The sequence below is a fragment of the Ewingella americana genome, from assembly GCF_006438725.1.
Taxonomy (GTDB): Bacteria; Pseudomonadota; Gammaproteobacteria; order Enterobacterales; family Enterobacteriaceae; genus Ewingella; species Ewingella americana_A.
Map to the genome: position 1 here is coordinate 299,985 of NZ_RCZD01000005.1, position 18,456 is coordinate 318,440.

Consider the following 18,456-nt stretch of genomic DNA (forward strand, 5'->3'; position numbering starts at 1 on the left):
TCCATTTGTTTAATCCGCAATTGCGGATGCAAGTTCACTGAGTTCAACATATCGTCTGGTTTAGAAAGCACGTTGATAAGGCAGTATGCCGCTGGCCAACATTTCATTGGTCCCGAGGCTATGATTACCGCTCAGGCCACGAAGTTCAATGTTGAATGAAATCTTGTTGTCATACTTGCTTTCGGATTTGGTTAAGTCGTAAGTCGTGATTTTACGCTCGTACCCCAAGTTAACCGCCCAACAGCAAGTATTGTATTGCAGACCCAGTAACTGATCGGCCGATTGCTGCGCTTTGATGTCGTAATAATAGGCTCCGACAATCGCCCAACGGTCAGCGATCGGCCAGCTGGCAATCCCACCGACCTGCGAAATCCCATTCTGATAGCCAGGGTTAGTCACCTGAGGCAGCGTAGCCTGAATATACTCCGGGCTGGCATAACGGTAGCTCAACTGCACCATTTTTTCTGAATCACCGCGGTATTCCAGTACAGCATCACCAAGCGCCAGGGCGTCAAGGCGAGTGTCATACTGTGCGCCACCGCGGACACCCCAGAAATCATTGATTTTATAGTAGGAATCACCGGCCCATACCAGGCTACCGGTGTCGTCACTTTTATCCAGCGCACTGTTCTGATCGCCAGTACGTGGAGGCGTAAAGTAATAAATCTGGCCAAGAGAGGCATTGAAGCGCTCAACCAGGCCATCATCATAAATACGCGTCGTCAAACCACTGGCTACCTGATTGGCAGAAGCGATGCGGTCCAGGCCGCTGTAGCTCTTATCGCGGAACAGGCCAGTATAGTCAGACTGTAATAACGTCGAGTCATAGGTATTGATTGAACTCTGATCACGGTAAGGGATGTAAAGGTATTGTGCCCGAGGTTCGAGGGTTTGCGTGAAACCTTGATCCCAGTCCATGGTGCGTTCAAACACCATTTTACCGTCGCTTTTGAACTCTGGCATCGTACGGTTAACCGTATTTTTCAGTTTGGAGTCTGGATTGGCAACGAAGTAAGCATCAGGAATATCCTGCTGATAATGGGTCGTCATCAATTTGACTTCATTATTCAGACTACCCAGGCTGTTGCTTAATGGCAGGCTCAGGGTTGGCTCTAAGTGTAACCGTACTGCATCAGGCTGATCCGGATTGACGTTGGTAAACTTCACAGCCTGGCTGTAGATATGAAGGTCAAACGGGCCGAGATCATTTTTATAATAATTGACGTCGAATTGCGGCATGGCACGGTAAACGTTACCGGTGTCATAGCCACTGAATATTTGGAATTGCTTGCTGGCTAAGGTCGCATCCCAGTTTTCATTGGCATAGCCGACGCTGAATTTCTGCGCCGCATAGCCATCGGTGGTCGAGCCATATTTGGAGTCAAAATCGGTGAAGTAATAGGGGTCACTGACCTTAGTGTAGTCGACGTTAAAGCGCCAAACTTGATCCACCACGCCTGAGTGGGCCCAATAGTACATCCAGCGCTTGGTTTGATCGCTGGTGCGGCCTTCACTCTTAACGTATTCATCATCGATTTTCTTATCGTCACCGAGGTAGTCGAACTCCATCATACCGGCACCGGCAACGGTCAGGTAACGGAATTCATTCTGCAGTTGCAGACCACGGTTACTCATGTAATTCGGCGTGATGGTGGCGTCGTAGTTAGGCGCAATGTTCCAGTAATAGGGGACAGTGACACCAAAGCCATTGTTGCTGCTGTAGTTGGCGTTCGGGATCAGGAAGCCGGAGCGACGCTTATTCCCAATAGGCAACTGCATATACGGGCTGTAAAACACTGGCACCGGCCCGATGTGGAAACGGGCATTCCAGATCTCAGCCACTTCTTCCTGGCGGTCTTCGATGATCTGCGAGCCAACTACGCTCCAACTGTTATCACCGGGCAAGCAGGAGGTAAATGTCCCGTTATCAAGAATGGTGTAACGGTTGCTATCACGCTGCTTCATTTTATCTGCAACGCCACGCCCCTGACGGCCGACCATCTGATAATCGCCGTTTTCCACGTCGGTATCTTTGGTTGTCAGGTTCGAGAAACCTTTCGGGCCGTTGAGCTTGACTTGATTGTCATTGTATTTAACGTTACCGGTCGCCGTCACGGTGCGAGTCGGTGTGGCCTGTCCAGGGTTCGCGATCTGATTCAGCTGAACCTGGTCGGCATCAAGGGTAGCATTACCCTGCTCGACGTTAACTTTTCCGCTAAACAGGGCATTGTCCGGGTAGTTCCCGGTGGCCTGGTCAGCTTGAATATGAACGGGAAGTTTATTCGGGTCGCCGGTAACCAGCGGTTTATCATAGGTTGGAACGCCAAGCATACATTGCGCAGCGAGATCGGCGAAAGCCCCATGGCTGTATAGGGCCGTCCAGATCGTGGTGGCCAGCAGCGTGGGGAAGCGAGTTTTCAGACGTCTGTTTTTCATACGTAAAATGGTGTTCCGTCATCAGAGGCATCATGCCGGCAAACGGTCAGAGACTATATCACTCGTCATCGTTGCGCTAGTGTTAAATCCAACCGGTAATTATTGTCGCCGTTAGGCACAACGGTAAATGCCGGTTATGATAAAGCAATTTTTCGACGACGCCATGGTGAATTGAGGAGTATATGCAGTATTGGGGAAAGCTGCTCGGTCTTATGCTGGGCTTAATGTCTGGTGTGGGGTTCTGGGGAATCGTAATAGGGCTGTTGGTTGGGCATATGTTCGACAAAGCGCGCTCGGTCAAGAGCCGCGGTTATTTTGCCGATCAGCAGACAAGACAAACACTTTTTTTCCGCACCACCTTTGAGGTGATGGGGCATTTAACAAAATCGAAAGGGAGAGTGACCGAAGCCGACATTCAGATTGCCAGCCTGTATATGGACCGCATGCAATTGCATGGTGAAAACCGTAATGCGGCTCAGCGTGCTTTCCAGGTCGGCAAAGAGTCAAGCTATCCGCTGCGCGATAAAATGCGTGAATTACGCGGTGTTTGCTTCGGGCGTTTTGATTTAATCCGAACTTTTCTGGAAATTCAGATCCAGGCGGCTTTTGCCGATGGTTCATTGCATCCCAATGAACGTCAGGTGCTGTATGTCATTGCCGAAGAGTTGGGGATTTCACGCCAGCAGTTTGACCAGTTCCTTAGCATGATGGAGGGCGGTCAGCAATTTGGTGGCGGTCAGCAAGGGCACTATTCGCAAGGCGGTTACCGTCAGGCGGCGCAAGGCCCGACGCTGGCGGATGCTTGTAAAGTGCTGGGCGTCAGCCCGTCCGATGAGGGTACGACGATCAAACGCGCCTACCGCAAGCTGATGAGTGAGCACCATCCGGACAAACTGGTGGCGAAGGGTTTGCCGCCGGAAATGATGGAAATGGCGAAGGAAAAAGCGCAGTCGATTCAGGCAGCGTATGACTTAATTAAGAAAGAAAAAGGCTTCAAGTAGCCTTTTCGCCTCGTCTAAAAAAACCAAAGGCGCTGAATTCAGCGCCTTATTTCGTTCTATTATTTTTCGCAACTGACTTTAAAAGTCTGGCTCGCAGTTGAACACTAGCGGTTCATCGGTGATCGGATGATAGAACGACAGCTCCTGCGCATGCAGTTGCAAACGCGGAACCATCACCAGCGCGTCGTGCGGGGCATAAAATTTATCGCCCAGAATCGGGTGGCCGAGTGCCAGCAGATGCACACGCAACTGATGGGAACGCCCGGTGATCGGCCGCAGTCTGATCCGCGTGGTGCCGTCGTCGTCCCATGACATCACTTCATATTGCGTCAGCGCTTTTTTGCCCGTCTCGTGACACACCTTCTGTTTAGGGCGGTTGGGGTAGTCGCAAATCAGCGGCAGATCGATGATGCCGTAATCCTCCGCCATATGCCCCCAGACCCGTGCGATATAGACCTTCTTGGTTTCACGCTCGCGGAACTGGCGCTTAAGCTCACGCTCGGCTTCTTTCGTCAGTGCAGCAACCATCACGCCGCTGGTGGACATATCCAGACGATGCACGGATTCTGCATCGGGATAATCGCGCTGAATCCGTGTCATCAGGCTGTCCTGATGTTCCGCCGCTTTACCCGGCACCGACAACAATCCGCTGGGCTTATTGACCACCATGATGTGTTCATCCTGAAACAACACCTGCAACCAGGGATCGGTTGGCGGATGATAATCTTCCAGAGGGCGGGTATTGGACGGTTGATAAGGTGCGGGCTGGTTTTCGCTCATAGCGGATTTCACGAGTCTGTTGTCATCAAAGTGAGAAAAGAGAGGCAGGGGAAACCTGCCTCTGTGCTGACATTACTGATGGCTGACGACGACCAGACGAATAGCGTCCAGACGCCAACTTGCTTCATTCAGATTAGCCAGAACCTGTATACGGTTTGATTCTATCGCTTCCAGTTCATCATCACGAATATTTGGGTTGACCTCTTTCAGCGCTTTCAGACGTGCCAGCTCTTGGCTGAGCTGAACATCGGCGTCCACTTTCGCCGCTTCAATCAGCACGCGCGCCTCATCGGCAATCTGCGGCTCAGCACGTTGCAGCATGGTATGAACGTCAGCCTGTACCGCATTCACCAGCTTGCTGGAGTTATGGCGGTTGATGGCATTGAGCTGGCGGTTGAAGCTTTCAAACTCTACCTGTGCCGCCAGATTGGTGCCTTTGCTGTCTATCAGCATGCGCACCGGGGTCGGTGGCAGGAAGCGGGTCAGCTGCAGATGCTTAGGTGCCTGACACTCGACCACATAGATCAGCTCCGCCAGCAGCGTGCCGGCCGGCAACGCTTTATTTTTCAGAATGGAAACCGCACAGCTGCCGGTATCGCCGGAGAGGATCAGATCCAGACCATTGCGCACAATCGGGTGTTCCCAACTGATGAACTGAGTATCTTCACGCGACAGCGCCTGTTCACGGTTGAACGTCACGGTGCAGCCATCTTCCGGCAGGCCAGGGAAATCAGGCACCAGCATGTGATCGGACGGTGTCAGGACGATCAGGTTATCGCTGCGATCTTCCTGATTAATGCCGACGATATCGAACAGGTTCAGCGCGAAATTCACCAGATTAACGTCGTTATCCTGCTCGCCGATCTCTTTCGCCAGCCGTTGAGCCGCTTCGCCACCGTTGGAGTGCATCTCCAGCAGGCGGTCACGGCCGTTTTCCAGTTCCAGCTTCAGCGCATCATGTTTGCTGCGGCACTCCATGATGAACTCATCCAGACCTTCCTGCTCGTTTGGCGTGGCGAGGAAGGCAATCAGTTGCTCGTAAGCGCTGTCATAAATCGTACGTCCGGTCGGGCAGGTATGTTCGAAAGCGTCCAGCCCTTCGTTGAACCAGCGAACCAGCACCGCCTGCGCGGTCTGCTCAAGGTAAGGCACCATGATGTCGATATTATTGAGTTGGCCGATGCGGTCCAGACGCCCGATGCGCTGCTCGAGCAGATCAGGGTTGAACGGCAGGTCGAACATCACCATCTTGCTGGCGAACTGGAAGTTACGGCCTTCAGAGCCGATTTCAGAACACAGCAGCACCTGAGCGCCATCTTCCTGCGAGGCAAAATAGGCCGCCGCACGGTCACGCTCAATAATGGATAAGCCTTCGTGGAATACGGCGGCGCGGATAGCTTCACGCTCGCGCAGAACCTGCTCCAGTTGCAGCGCAGTGGCCGCTTTGGCGCAAATCACCAGCACTTTCTCATCGCGGTTGTTGGTCAGGTAACCGAGCAGCCATTCGACGCGTGGGTCGAAGTTCCACCAGGTGGCGTTGTCGCCTTCAAACTCCTGATAAATCTGCTCCGGGTAAAGCATGTCGTAAGCGCGGGCTTCCATGGTTTTCTTCGCGCTCATAATGCCGGAGACTTTGATGGCCGTTTGATACTGGGTCGGCAGCGGCAGTTTTACTGCATGCAAATGACGATCGGGGAAACCTTTCACACCGTTACGGGTATTACGGAACAGCACGCGGCTGGTGCCGTGGCGGTCCATTAGCATGGCAACCAGCTGTTTAGCCGCGGCTTCGTCGCCGTTGTTAGCCGCTTTCAGCAGGGTTTCCGTATCCGCATTGCCGACGCTTTCACCGAGCAGCGTCAGCGCCTCCTGCGTCAGTGGCTCTTTATTGAGCAACAATGTGACGGCATCGGCCACCGGCTGATACTGCTGCTGTTCGTGAATAAATTCTTCATAATCGTGGAAACGGTCCGGGTCGAGCAAACGCAGACGGGCGAAGTGGCTTTGCTGGCCCAGTTGCTCCGGCGTCGCGGTCAATAACAGTACGCTTGGGATCTGCTGGGAGAGTTGCTCGATCACCTGATATTCACGGCTTGGTGCTTCTTCGCTCCACACCAGATGGTGAGCTTCATCGACCACCAGCATGTCCCACTCAGCATCAACCAGCTGTTCCAGTCGGGACTTATTGCGGCGCACAAAGTCCAGAGAGCAGATAACCAACTGCTCAGTTTCAAACGGGTTGGTGGCGTCATGCAGCGATTCTGCGTAGCGGTCGTCATCAAACAGGGAGAAACGCAGGTTGAAGCGGCGCAGCATTTCGACCAGCCATTGGTGTTGCAGCGTTTCAGGCACCACGATCAGCACGCGTTCGGCGCGGCCAGAAAGCAGTTGCTGATGGATGATCATCCCGGCTTCGATGGTTTTACCCAGACCGACTTCATCAGCCAGTAAAACGCGTGGCGCATGACGCTGACCGACTTCATAAGCGATATGTAACTGGTGGGGGATCAGGCTGGCGCGCATGCCGCGCAGGCCGCCGAACTCCAGACGGAACTGTTCGCGCTGATATTTACGGGCGCGAAAACGCAGGGCAAAACGGTCCATGCGGTCAATCTGACCAGCGAAAAGGCGGTCCTGCGGTTTGCTGAACGTCAGTTTGCTGTCGAGCAGCACTTCACGCATCGACACACCGGTTTCTTCGGTGTCCGTGCGGGTGCCCACATAGGTCAACAACCCTTTATCCTCAATGACTTCTGCAACCAGCAATTGCCAGCCTTCGTGGCAACTGATGGTATCACCGGTATTGAACATCACGCGGGTGATCGGGGAATCATGACGGGCATACAGGCGGTTTTCACCGGTGGCGGGGAAAAGCAGGGTCACCATACGCGTATCAATCGCGACGATAGTGCCTAGACCTAATTCGCTTTCCGTATCGCTTATCCAGCGTTGACCCAATGTAAACGGCATAATCTCTCTCTGTGTTGTTTGCTCTATATATGGCAACTGCGACGGCGACTGCGCAATGCTTGCTATGCCTCTACTAACGCTTGGGCAATAGTTTTCTTTCCTCGCCCGGAGGCGCGGAGTGATTTTCTGTGTGAGGATGAATCAGAATTGGGAAAGGGCGCTATGGTAATGGAAGGTAAACGATTCGTCACCTGTGAATCACGAGAGCAGGCCCATCTTTTACTTAAAATAATCCCATCTGGCCATTAATCAGTGTAGCAAAGTCGTCGTGAAGGAAGGGCAGAATACCGTCGGCGACCGGTTCAAGCTGACGTTCAATGTAGTGATCGTAATCGATAGGTGAGTGCAAATTCTCCAGCGGCTCAGGCCCGGAGGTGGTCATCACGTAGCTTATCCAGCCACCACTCTGATACTGCTGGGCGCGCCCCTGCGCCAGGTTATATTCATCTGCCAGGCGTGCTGCGCGGACATGCGGTGGGACATTGCGTTCGTAGTCACTCAGTTTGCGGCGCAGGCGTTTGCGATAGACCAGTTGGCTGTCGAATTCACCGGCCAGCGTTTTCGCCACGTAATCCCGAACATAATCCTGATAAGGCTGCTGATGGAATACCCGCTGATACAGCGCCTGTTGAAATACCTGCGCCAGCGGCGTCCAGTCGGTACGTACGGTTTCCAGACCCTTATAAATAATATGTTCACCGTCTGCACCGTTAACCAACCCGGCGTAACGCTTTTTGCTGCCCTGTTCTGAGCCGCGAATGGTGGGCATCAGGAAGCGTTTGAAATGGGTTTCAAACTCCAGCTCCAGCGCACTTTCCAGTCCGTACTCTTGCTGAAGATGTGCCTTCCACCATGTGTTGACCCGTTCAACCAGCTTACGGCCAATGGCGCTGGCTTCCTCTTCGGTATGCGCCCGGTTCAGCCAGACGAAGGTAGAGTCGGTGTCGCCGTAGATCACCTGATAACCTTCGGCCTCAATCAGTTCGCGGGTCTGGCGCATAATGTCATGGCCGCGCAGCGTAATGGATGACGCCAGTCGTGGGTCGAAAAACCGGCAGCCGCTGGAACCCAGTACGCCATAAAAGGCATTCATGATAATTTTCAGCGCCTGTGACAGCGGTTTGTTTTTCTGCCGCTTGGCATTTTCCCGCCCCAGCCAGATTTGCCGGACGATCTCCGGCAGGCAGTGTTTCAGTCGCGAGAACCGTGCTTCACGATATCCTGGCACCGAATGCGCGTCGTCAGGCTGTTGCAGCCCAGCCACCAAACCGACCGGATCAATTAAAAAGGTACGGATGATCGACGGGTAAAGACTTTTGTAATCCAGCACCAGAACCGAATCGTACAAACCGGGGCGCGAATCCATCACAAAACCGCCGGGGCTCATCTCTTCCGGGCGTTCGCCCAGATTGGGCGCGACGTACCCGACGCGGTGCATGCGCGGTAAATAGAGATGGGTGAATGCAGCCACTGAGCCGCCGCTGCGATCGACGGCCAGGCCCGTCACCGAGGCGCGTTCCAGCAGGAAGGGCATCAGTTCGGTTTTGGCAAAGATCCGCGTCACCAGCTCACAGTCTTTCAGGTTGTAGTGGGCCAGCGCGGGCTTGTTTTCGCGAAAACGCTGCTCAATCTCCTCAAGCCGCTGATAAGGGCTGTCGCTGGCTTTGCCTTCACCTAACAACGTTTGCGAGACGTTTTCCAGACTGAATGACGGGAAGTTCCAGAAGGCGGTTTTCAGTGCTTCAATACCGTCGATGATCAGACGCCCGGCGGCAGCGGCGAAAAAATGCCCCTGCTTAAAGCCGTGTTCGCGCCACTCCAGTTCACCGCCGCCGCGCCCGAAACGTAACGGAATGTTGTAGCGTTCAGCATGTTTTTGCAGTACGCGCAGATCAAACTGCACGACGTTCCAGCCGATGATGGCATCGGGGTCGAAGTCGGCCAGCCACTGATTGAGTTTTTGAATCAGCATCGGGCGGCTGTCGACGTATTCGAGAATAAAATCGCGCGGGGTATCAGGGTCACCATTGGGCGGTCCGAGCATATAAACGTGGCGCTGGCCGCAGCCTTCGAGACCGATGCAATAAAGTTCGCCGTTGCCGCTGGTTTCGATATCCAGCGAGCACAACTTCAGCGGAGGGCGGTAGCCTTCGGCCGGTTTCATGCGGGTATTGAGCAGCAAATTGTCTGCCCCCGGCGTACCGCTGAACCAGACGGGTGCGGTGATATAACGCTCCATCAGGAAGCGCTCCGGCGGGCGGATATCCGCTTCGTAAACCGTCACGCCAGCCTCTTTCAGCAGTTTTTCCATACGCATCAACTGGCGATGCTGCGGGCAATAAAGGCCCAGCACCGGGCGGGAGTGGAAATCCTGCAACGGTAATTCCCGCAAGCTAAAGCCTTTCTCCCCGGCCAGTGCCCGTTCTGCCAGCGCGCGCTGGGCTGCTGGCAAGAACGCCACGGATTCCTGAGGCGGCAGCCGCACCTTCTGCGGGCCGTCGTCGGTCGCCAGCCACAGTTCCACTTCCGTGCCGCGCGGCGTATCGCGCCAGTGCCGGGTTAATAAAAAACCCTGTCGGGGAGCATTAGCGGCGGATGTGTGGGTGGGACTCGTATTGATAAGCGCCTCATTGAACCAGGTTAAAAGAAGAATACTGATGGGATAGAGTATGGTTATTTATACAGTCTTTGTCCATCAGCGGTGCTTTTGCCCCCTATTGCGGCAAATATGCATACAATTAGGCGGTTGACTCACTTTGGCCGTGCACTGACAATTCAGCCGCTTGACTGACTTATCGTAATAAACGATGCACGAAGCCTATCCCCTAAATGATTCGAGTTGCAGTATGACGGGGATATCACTCTGGGATTTTATGGAAGCTTATTTACAACATCTTGTCGCACAATCGGTGGGAATCGCACTGATCATCGTCGCCGTGGTGGCGTTTTTTGAATCACTGGCGCTGGTCGGGATGATATTGCCCGGCACCGTCATGATGGCCACGCTGGGTACGCTGATTGGTAGCGGGCAAGTGGGTTTGTATGAAGCCTGGCTGGCTGCGGGGCTGGGTTGCTTCTGTGGCGACTGGGTGTCGTACTTTATCGGGCGGAAATTTAAAGGTCCGCTGCACAGTTGGAAATTCCTGCAACGCTATCAGACATTGCTCGATAAAACCGGCCATGCCCTGGATCGACACAGCTTTGCGACGGTGATCCTCGGGCGCTTCATCGGCCCGACGCGGCCGCTGGTACCGCTGGTGGCCGGTATGCTGAACTTACCGCCTTATAAGTTTGCGCCACCCAATATTGTGGGTTGTATCTTCTGGCCGCCGGTCTATTTTTTACCGGGAATTCTGGCGGGCGTGGCGATTGATATTCCGGCGGGGCACAACAGTACTGTCTTCAAATGGCTACTGCTGGGTTCCATCAGCCTGTTGTGGCTGAGCGCCTGGCTGGTCTGGCGCTGGATCCGGTCGGCGAAAAACAGCGATGATGCGATGTCGCGCTGGCTGCCATTACCGCGTTTGCGCTGGGTCTGTATTCTCAGCGTCGCGGCTACCGTGGTCAGTTTTTTGATGCTGAGTAAGCAGTCGCTGATGCCGGTTTACGGGCATCTGTTGTGGGAAGTCATGGTCAGATAACACGGCTTTAGCGCAGCGCAATGCCCAAGACTTTGGCTTCGGCGGCACTGCCCTCAACTAATGCCTGCGTCGGACCGTCGTAATAGAGGCGTCCGTCGACAATCAGCAACGTCCGATCCGCGACCCGTGCCGCGTCATCCAGATTATGTGAAACCATGAGCAGCGTCAGGTTTCGCTCCCGGCAGATCTTGTCCAGCAGGTTCAGCATTTCACTGCGCAGCGCAGGATCCAGCGCGGAGAAAGGCTCGTCGAGCAGTAAAATCGGCTGGCTGCGCAACAGACAGCGCGCCAGTGCGACCCGCTGACGCTGCCCGCCTGAAAGCTGCGACGGCAATCGGTCTAAGCACGCCTCCAGCCCGACCTGACGGGCGATATCCTGCAATGCCTGCTGCTGCGCTGACGTCAGTTTCAGCCCCGGATGCAGTCCCAGTCCCATGTTCTGGCGCACCGTCAGGTGTGAGAACAGATTGTTCTCCTGAAACAGCATCGATACCGGACGTTTTGCCGGAGGTGTATGGCTGTGATCTTCGCCGTTCAATGTGATCCTGCCGCTGGTCGGTGCCAGAAAACCGGCCACCAGACTCAGCAGCGTGCTCTTCCCAGCACCGCTCGGCCCGAGGATTGCCACACGTTCACCCGCTTCAATCTGTAAATCAAAGCGCATCGGCAGATGTTCGTAGAGATAAGTCAGTTTATTTAGCGTCAGCATGGCGGCCCGGTAAACGTTCGATCAGAGTAAACAGCAGGAAACACAGCAGCAGTAATAGCAGCGCGGTCACGGCGCCGTCCTGACTGCGGTAGGAGCCGATCTGCTGATAAAGATAAAAAGGCAGGGTGCGGAAATTCTCATTGCCGAACAGGGCAATCACGCCGAAATCACCCAGTGACAGCACACAGGCAAAGGCCAGCGCCTGTGTCAGCGGACGCTTCAGGGCGCTCAGTTCGACCCAACGCAACCGCTGCCAGCCGTGCATATCCAGCGAAAGACACAGCGGATTGTAGCGTTCCGCCACGTCACGCATCGGGTTATCCAGCACTTTCAAAGCGTAAGGGACCGCCATCAGTGCGTTGGTTAACATCACCAGTGCCCAGGGTGACTGCGGCAAACCGAAGGTATCACTGAGCAGTAAAAAGAAGCCGGTGGCCAGCACAATGCCCGGCATAGCGAGGATCAACATCCCGCTGAGATCCATGGCCTGCGCCCAGCCGTTGTGCTGACGCAGGCGTAACTCGCGGCTGCTCCACAGCAACATCATGGTCAGGATCACACACAGCAGGCCGCTGCCTGCGGCGATCCTGACTGACGTCCACAGCGCCTGCCATAACGCGGGCTGCTGCAACACGCTGAATACGGCGCGGTTGGCTCCGTCGGCGACTACCGCCAGCAAAGGGGGCAGGATAAGTAACAGGGCGAGCACAATCAGTAACGCATCACCCGCCAGCCGAAGTCGCGAGTCATCTGGGTTACGCCAACGCTGAGCATGAGTATGTCCCACCGGCATTGCCCGGCTTAACTGCTGGCTGAGCATGACCAATCCCAGGCAACAGATCAGCTGAATCAGCGCTAACGTGGCGGCGCGTGTCAAATCATAGTCATAACTTAGTGCCTGATAAATCGCCAGCTCAATGGTGGTGGCCTGTGGCCCGCCGCCCAGCGACAGCACGGTGGCAAAACTGGCGAAGCACAGCATAAAAATCAGTGCCGCTGCGGGCAGGATCTGGCGTTGCAATGCGGGCCACTCGACAAAACGGAACTGCTGCCAGGCATTCATGCCGAGCTGAGCGGCTAGCTGTCGCTGCTCGGTGGCGATATTTTCCAACGACTGCAACAACAGGCGCGCGGCCAGCGGCATATTAAAGAAGATGTGCGCGAGTAAAATGCCTTTCAGCCCATAAGGGGAGAACGTGTAATTAACGCCGAACCAGCCGCACAGCTGGGCCAGCCAGCCCTGACGGCCATACACGCTGAGAATACCAAACACCGCAACCAGTACCGGCAGCACGAGCGTCATGGCGCACAGGCGCAGTAAGATCCGCCTCCCCGGAAAGCGCCGGCGAAACAGCGCCCGGGCCAGCAGGATCGCAGGCAGCACCGAGAACAACGCCGACAACAACGCCTGCCAGAAGGTAAAGCGGATCACGTGCCACAGATAAGCATCTTGCCACAGTGACGGCCCGCTCAGCTGCGGCGCGTGGCGCCACAGTGAACCGAGCGCCAGCACGGCCACCGCGAGAATACACAGCGCGGCGACTATGCCCGGCCACAACCCGTCAGGGATTAGCGGCTGACGGCGGTTTGCCATGCCCGGATCCATTCACTGCGGTGATCGGCGACATCTTTGGCGCTGTATTGCAGCGAAACCGCCGGAACCGTCAGTTGGCCAAAAGCAGCAGGCAGATCTTGTTTCACTACCGGATACATCCAGTTGCCGGTTGGGATCGTCTGCTGGAAACCAGCGCTGGTGACGAACTTAATGAACTTCGTCGCCAGCGCAGGTTGTTTGCTGGCAGACAGCTGGCCCGCAACTTCAACCTGCATATAGTGACCTTCGCTGAAATTGGCCGCTGCGTAGTTATCTTTCTTCTCTTCGATAATGTGGTAAGCCGGAGAGGTGGTGTAGCTCAGCACCAGGTCACTTTCCCCTTTCAGGAACAGGCCATAGGCTTCACTCCAGCCTTTGGACACCGTGACGGTTTTCTTCGCCAGTTTCGCCCAGGCTTCAGGGGCTTTGTCACCGTAGACTTTTTGCATCCACAGCAGCAGGCCCAGGCCCGGCGTGCTGGTGCGTGGATCTTCGTAGATCACTTTCCAGTTTTGCGAGCTGTTAACCAGTTCATCCAGGCTTTTCGGCGGGTTTTTTAGCTTATTTTTGTCATACACAAAGGCAAAATAGCCGTAGTCGTAAGGCACGAAAGTGTCGTTCTTCCAGCCACCGGGGATATCGAGCCTGGCGTCAATGGTGGGGGCCTTGGCGAACAAACCGGTTTGTTCGGCGGCCAGCAGCAGGTTGTTATCCAGCCCGACCACCACATCGGCTTTACTGTTTTTACCTTCCATCCGCAAGCGGTTGAGCAGTGACACGCCGTCCTCAAGGGCGACATATTTCAGTTCACAGCCGCAGTCAGTTTCAAAGGCTTTTTTGATAGCCGGGCCGGGGCCCCAGTCAGCCGCGAAAGAGTCATAGGTATAGACAGTCAGGACGGGTTTGGCCGCAAAGGCCGGGGAGGTCAGCAATAGCAAGCAGGGCAGTAATTTCTTCAACTTTGCACTCCAAAAAAATAAAGGGGGCAAAGGATTTTGAGTGAGCATGGTGCAGTCTCAAATCCCTCCGCCGGTATCAACCGGATCAGGTTCGACGGGTCTACTCTCAGCCTTTTTAAACTTGCTGCGCGGGTGTTGATCGGGCGTCGTGCAGTGCTCGTAATGCTCACGTACTGAATGTACGCTCCGCTTACTGCGCGCTGGACTTCTCCCGCTGAACACTCGCTCGCGGCGTTTAAAGATCGAGTCCACAAAACATGGACTTCAGGCACCCCGTTGAGAACGGTTGTCATTCTAGAGGTTAAGTGCGCCGGGTGAAAGGGCGATTAACTGTCGGGCGGTGCGAACCAGGCGGATTTGAAGTCGAACCAGCCCAGAGTATTCATACGCACGCCGCGCATACTGCGCTGGCCTTGCAGAACCAGCCAGTGGTGAAACAGCGGATGGATCTGGTGGTTGGCGATCTGCTTCTGGCTCCATTCAGCCATGGAGAATTCACCGGCATGCCATAATGCTGCGTCGTCGTCCATATTGTGACGGAAACAGTGTGTCGCCAGGGGCAGCTCGAGGAAGGTGGCGAACAGGGAGAACTCTAACGGCAGAGTGAAGTTTGCGCTGCCCAGCCACAGGTCACTTTGCGCGTCCCCCCGGTGCCAGACGGCGTATTCGACCACCTGAATAATCAACTCAATACCTTCTGCGAGCAGCAGTGGACGCAGGGCATTGCAGATAGCCTGATGCTCCGAATGCTCACTGTAAAACGTCAGCGTAATGTGCGTCAGACCTTCCGGTTTTGGCGGACCCGGTTGCGGATTTTTATGATGCCAGCGCGGTAACAGGCCATACGCCGGCGACCAGTAGCGCTGATAAATCGGTTCTGCGGCGTTGAGTAAGGCAATCGGACTCAGTAAATCACACAGCCACTGGCGAGTTTCATCATGTTGACCGACGGGCGAACGCTGATCGAACAGCAGAAAATAGCAACCTTCCTCAAGACGACTTTCCAGCTCGCTTTTACCGGATTCATCCGCCTGTAGCTGGACGCCGGAATGGACCAGATCTTCGGTCAACTCCGGCAACACCCAGATTGTCACTTCGTCGATCAGCGCACGGAAACCGAAATAGTCGTCAAAGGCGCGGATGCGCAGCTGCGTTTTTTGATTCCGAACCACAGCATAAGGGCCTGTACCCACCGGATGTCGGGCAAAGTCAGGCAGAGATTCCCATTCCCGTGGCAGGATCATGGCGTGAATGTTTCCCAAGAGCCATGGCAGCCAGCGATCGGACGTGAGCAGGTGAATGTCAATCACGTTGGATGTCGGTGACGTGACCGAAGCGAGATGACTAAACAGCCGGTGGGATTGTTTCAGACGGGTAAACGTTGTGATGATATCGGCCATCTCCAGTTCACGACCGTGGTGGAAATGAATGGCCGGACGCAGATAAAACCGCCAGTGCAGCGGTGTGACTTGCTGCCAGTGATGGGCTAAATCGCCTTCGACTTCCCCTTTTTCCTCATTTATAAGTGTCAGGCCGCTGAAGATTTGCCGGGCGATATGGGTTTCCGAACGACGTAGCATAGTGCCGGGCAACAAATTAAAGAGTGGGCGATAGTACAGCACGCGCAAGAGATGTTTACCCTGACGGAAACTGCGTCCCAGCTGCGACAGCAGCATCTGACGCACCTGTGTTTTATCACCAACCAGCTGTACCAGTTGTTCGATTTGATCCTGCTCAAGAAACTCTTCGGCGCGCTGTTGCTGGAGCGCCAGCCCAGTATAGAGGAATGTCAGCGTTGAGCGTTTCCCCCGGCCAACCTGGGCCTGCCAGTGCAACCACCCCTGGTCTTGCATGGTGGACAGCAGGGAGCGCATATGACGGCGGGAGCAATTCATCACCCCGGAAAGCACCTCAAGCGTGGTGTCGGTGGCTTCGCCATGACAGCTTTGCCACAGCCGGATGAACTGTTGTTGCAGACGAGGTGATGGCATAAAAGAGGAACTCCTTTCCTAAGTTTCATCAATTTATCTTTCCTCATATTACTCCGATACTGTTGAGCAACAAAGCAGTGATGCAGAACGGGAGGCCATCATGAAACGCGTTTTAAACCGCAGTTTTTATCAACGCTATTTTCTGGCTATTGCTCAAAAGAGAGCGATGAAAACGCAAGCTGAATGGTTGTCATGGGTGCCTCAGGAATATCGTCTCGATATCCTGTCACGGCTGATGCAGTGGGATCTCGATGAGATGAGCGATGAGCAGTACCGCCAGCATTTATGAAGTCCGCCCCTGTGGGGTTAATGACCAGGGCCGGCGATGAAGATTTTCTGAGTAATGGTGTAATGTCACCAGCCAGTGGGGTAACTCACTGGTTTTTTTATTGTATTTTTCGAGCCGCATTCCAATGTGCACCACAGTGACACTTTAGACCTGACAGACTCAGGTACACTCAGTGCGCATATTTTTTCGGCATTCACTGCAAAGGTGTCTACACTGGGCGGTGTTATTTATTCGCCTTCGGTTTATCAGGGATGGGTCATGCTTAAACGTCGCGTCAATTCAGTTTACGTCACTTTCTTATTGGTTTCCCTACTGTGCGGAATTGCAGGTGCGCTGCAGGCACCCACACTGAGCCTGTTTCTGACCAATGAAGTCAAAGTGCGGCCGATGTGGGTTGGCCTGTTTTATACGGTGAATGCCATCGCGGGGATTGCGATCAGCTTCCTGCTGGCGAACCGGTCTGATAATAAAGGCGACCGGCGCAAGTTGCTGCTGGTGTGCTGCACGATGGCCTTAGGCAATAGTCTGGTGTTTGCTTTTAGCCGCGACTATCTGGTGCTGATCACCGTGGGCGTACTGTTAGCGGCTATTGCCAATGCTTCCATGCCACAGTTGTTTGCACTGGCGCGTGAACACGCAGACCGTTCCTCCAGTGAAGTGGTGATGTTCAGCTCAATGATGCGCGCGATGCTCTCACTGGCCTGGGTGCTTGGGCCGCCGCTGTCGTTCATGCTGGCGCTGAATTACGGCTTTACTCTGATGTATCTGTGCGCGGCGGGTGTCTTTGTTGCCAGTATTGCGATGATTTGGTTTTTCCTGCCCTCAGTACCCCGCGCCGGGCAGCCGGTCGATAATGTGGTCGTGCCGGTCAGCGCATGGCGTAACCGGGACGTGCGGTTGCTCTTTCTGGCTTCTTTGCTGATGTGGACTTGCAACATCATGTATGTGATCGACATGCCGTTGTATATCACCAATGACCTTGGGCTGTCAGAAGGGCTGGCCGGGCTGCTGATGGGGGCGGCGGCAGGGATAGAAATTCCTGCCATGTTACTCGCTGGTTATCTGGTCAAACGGCTGGGGAAACGCAAACTGATGCTGTATGCCGTCGCCAGTGGGGTGATTTTCTATGCTGGTCTGGTTGCCTTCCAGTTCAAAACTGCGCTGATGATCCTGCAATTGTTCAATGCGATTTTTATCGGAATTATTGCCGGTATCGGTATGCTCTATTTTCAGGATCTGATGCCGGGACGAGCAGGTTCGGCGACGACGTTATTCACCAACAGCATCTCAACCGGGGTGATTTTCGCCGGGTTATTGCAGGGGGCTATCGTGGAAAATTTCGGCCATTATCAGGTTTATTGGGTCGCAACAGGGCTGGCGCTGGTGGCGTTTGCGCTGATGTGGAAAGTAAAAGATGTCTGAGTTTTGAACACATAAAAAACCCGCGATTTACGAGGGTTTTTTATGCTTCGTATCCCAGAATCAGTTCATAAACGCGGGCTGTTTGCTCTCGTAGGTGGAGATGTTGGCTTCGTGCTGCAAAGTCAGGCCAATGCTGTCCAGACCGTTAATCATGCAGTGACGGCGGAAGCTGTCTATCTCAAACGGGTAGCTTTTATCGCCCGCTTGCACGGTCTGATTTTCCAGATCCACCACGAAGGTAATACCTTCATTGGCTTCGACCAGATTGAATAACTCATCAATCTGCGCATCACTCAACGTGATAGGCAGCAGTTGGTTATTAAACGAATTGCCGTAGAAGATGTCAGCGAAACTCGGCGCAATGACCGCGTGAAAACCGTAGTCGGTCAACGCCCACGGCGCATGTTCACGCGATGAACCGCAGCCGAAGTTTTCACGCGCCAACAGAATGCTTGCACCTTTATAACGTGGCTTGTTCAGCACGAAATCGGGGTTAGGTTTCTGCCCGGCATCGTCGAGAAACCGCCAGTCGTTAAACAGATGCTGACCAAAACCGGTGCGGGTGACTTTCTGCAAAAACTGCTTCGGAATAATGGCGTCGGTATCGACGTTAGCCGCATCCAGCGGAACCACCAGACCAATGTGTTGGGTAAATTTAGCCATG

Annotated in this window: 13 protein-coding genes; 4 read left to right on the forward strand and 9 right to left on the reverse strand. The window is 54.4% G+C overall.

All coding sequences use genetic code 11. The features are described 5' to 3' along the window. Positions 1–60: 60 nt before the first annotated feature. The gene (lptD, locus tag EAH77_RS11470; RefSeq protein WP_140472723.1) at positions 61–2,436 is read right to left on the reverse strand and encodes an LPS assembly protein LptD; all 2,376 of its coding nucleotides are present in this window, start codon (positions 2,434–2,436) and stop codon (positions 61–63) included. Between the two features lie 182 nt (positions 2,437–2,618). Between lptD and djlA the strand changes: the two genes are divergently transcribed. Next, positions 2,619–3,437, forward strand: a complete 819-nt coding sequence (gene djlA / locus EAH77_RS11475; protein ID WP_140472725.1) for a co-chaperone DjlA — start codon at positions 2,619–2,621, stop codon at positions 3,435–3,437. Between the two features lie 78 nt (positions 3,438–3,515). Here djlA and rluA read toward each other — a convergent pair whose 3' ends face one another. The 3 genes from rluA to EAH77_RS11490 form a co-directional block, all read right to left on the reverse strand. Then, a complete protein-coding gene (rluA, locus tag EAH77_RS11480; protein WP_140472727.1) occupies positions 3,516–4,217 on the reverse strand; it encodes a bifunctional tRNA pseudouridine(32) synthase/23S rRNA pseudouridine(746) synthase RluA in 702 nt (233 codons plus the stop codon). Positions 4,218–4,289: 72 nt separating this feature from the next. Next, on the reverse strand, positions 4,290–7,187 hold the full coding sequence (gene rapA, locus EAH77_RS11485) for an RNA polymerase-associated protein RapA (RefSeq protein ID WP_140472729.1): 2,898 nt from the start codon (positions 7,185–7,187) through the stop codon (positions 4,290–4,292). A gap of 223 nt (positions 7,188–7,410) precedes the next feature. After that, positions 7,411–9,807, reverse strand: a complete 2,397-nt coding sequence (locus EAH77_RS11490) for a DNA polymerase II (protein ID WP_140472731.1) — start codon at positions 9,805–9,807, stop codon at positions 7,411–7,413. 253 nt (positions 9,808–10,060) lie between these two features. On the opposite strand from EAH77_RS11490, the gene EAH77_RS11495 reads away from it, so the two are divergent. Continuing rightward, on the forward strand, positions 10,061–10,828 hold the full coding sequence (locus EAH77_RS11495; RefSeq protein WP_140472733.1) for a DedA family protein: 768 nt from the start codon (positions 10,061–10,063) through the stop codon (positions 10,826–10,828). Positions 10,829–10,835: 7 nt separating this feature from the next. Here EAH77_RS11495 and thiQ read toward each other — a convergent pair whose 3' ends face one another. From thiQ to sgrR, 4 genes are all read right to left on the reverse strand, one after another. Beyond that, positions 10,836–11,537 (reverse strand): thiamine ABC transporter ATP-binding protein ThiQ, encoded by a 702-nt coding sequence (thiQ, locus tag EAH77_RS11500; protein ID WP_140472735.1) that lies wholly within the window; start codon positions 11,535–11,537, stop codon positions 10,836–10,838. Next, on the reverse strand, positions 11,521–13,131 hold the full coding sequence (gene thiP, locus EAH77_RS11505; protein ID WP_140472737.1) for a thiamine/thiamine pyrophosphate ABC transporter permease ThiP: 1,611 nt from the start codon (positions 13,129–13,131) through the stop codon (positions 11,521–11,523). The genes thiQ and thiP overlap by 17 nt, the downstream gene beginning before the upstream one ends. Then, the gene (gene thiB, locus EAH77_RS11510; RefSeq protein WP_241673444.1) at positions 13,107–14,090 is read right to left on the reverse strand and encodes a thiamine ABC transporter substrate binding subunit; all 984 of its coding nucleotides are present in this window, start codon (positions 14,088–14,090) and stop codon (positions 13,107–13,109) included. Before thiB ends, thiP begins: the two co-directional genes overlap by 25 nt. 326 nt (positions 14,091–14,416) lie before the next feature. Beyond that, the gene (gene sgrR / locus EAH77_RS11515; protein ID WP_140472741.1) at positions 14,417–16,081 is read right to left on the reverse strand and encodes an HTH-type transcriptional regulator SgrR; all 1,665 of its coding nucleotides are present in this window, start codon (positions 16,079–16,081) and stop codon (positions 14,417–14,419) included. A 100-nt stretch (positions 16,082–16,181) separates the two neighbouring features. Here sgrR and sgrT point away from each other — a divergent pair, with 100 nt between their 5' ends. Then, complete coding sequence (sgrT, locus tag EAH77_RS11520; protein ID WP_140472743.1) at positions 16,182–16,370, forward strand: glucose uptake inhibitor SgrT; 189 nt, start codon at positions 16,182–16,184, stop codon at positions 16,368–16,370. A gap of 258 nt (positions 16,371–16,628) precedes the next feature. Further along, positions 16,629–17,792, forward strand: coding sequence for an MFS transporter (locus EAH77_RS11525; RefSeq protein WP_140472745.1), 1,164 nt, complete (start codon positions 16,629–16,631; stop codon positions 17,790–17,792). 60 nt (positions 17,793–17,852) lie between these two features. On the opposite strand, the gene leuD is transcribed toward EAH77_RS11525, so the two are convergent. After that, on the reverse strand, positions 17,853–18,455 hold the full coding sequence (gene leuD, locus EAH77_RS11530; protein ID WP_140472747.1) for a 3-isopropylmalate dehydratase small subunit: 603 nt from the start codon (positions 18,453–18,455) through the stop codon (positions 17,853–17,855). Between the last annotated feature and the right edge of the window lies 1 nt (position 18,456).

Bases quoted from the DNA above. Each gene is read 5' to 3' on its own strand.
- lptD (WP_140472723.1), bottom strand. From the start codon at position 2,436: ATGAAAAACAGACGTCTGAAAACTCGCTTCCCCACGCTGCTGGCCACC.
- djlA (WP_140472725.1), top strand. From the start codon at position 2,619: ATGCAGTATTGGGGAAAGCTGCTCGGTCTTATGCTGGGCTTAATGTCT.
- rluA (WP_140472727.1), bottom strand. From the start codon at position 4,217: ATGAGCGAAAACCAGCCCGCACCTTATCAACCGTCCAATACCCGCCCT.
- rapA (WP_140472729.1), bottom strand. From the start codon at position 7,187: ATGCCGTTTACATTGGGTCAACGCTGGATAAGCGATACGGAAAGCGAA.
- EAH77_RS11495 (WP_140472733.1), top strand. From the start codon at position 10,061: ATGGAAGCTTATTTACAACATCTTGTCGCACAATCGGTGGGAATCGCA.
- thiQ (WP_140472735.1), bottom strand. From the start codon at position 11,537: ATGCTGACGCTAAATAAACTGACTTATCTCTACGAACATCTGCCGATG.
- thiP (WP_140472737.1), bottom strand. From the start codon at position 13,131: ATGGCAAACCGCCGTCAGCCGCTAATCCCTGACGGGTTGTGGCCGGGC.
- sgrR (WP_140472741.1), bottom strand. From the start codon at position 16,081: ATGCCATCACCTCGTCTGCAACAACAGTTCATCCGGCTGTGGCAAAGC.
- sgrT (WP_140472743.1), top strand. From the start codon at position 16,182: ATGAAACGCGTTTTAAACCGCAGTTTTTATCAACGCTATTTTCTGGCT.
- EAH77_RS11525 (WP_140472745.1), top strand. From the start codon at position 16,629: ATGCTTAAACGTCGCGTCAATTCAGTTTACGTCACTTTCTTATTGGTT.
- leuD (WP_140472747.1), bottom strand. From the start codon at position 18,455: ATGGCTAAATTTACCCAACACATTGGTCTGGTGGTTCCGCTGGATGCG.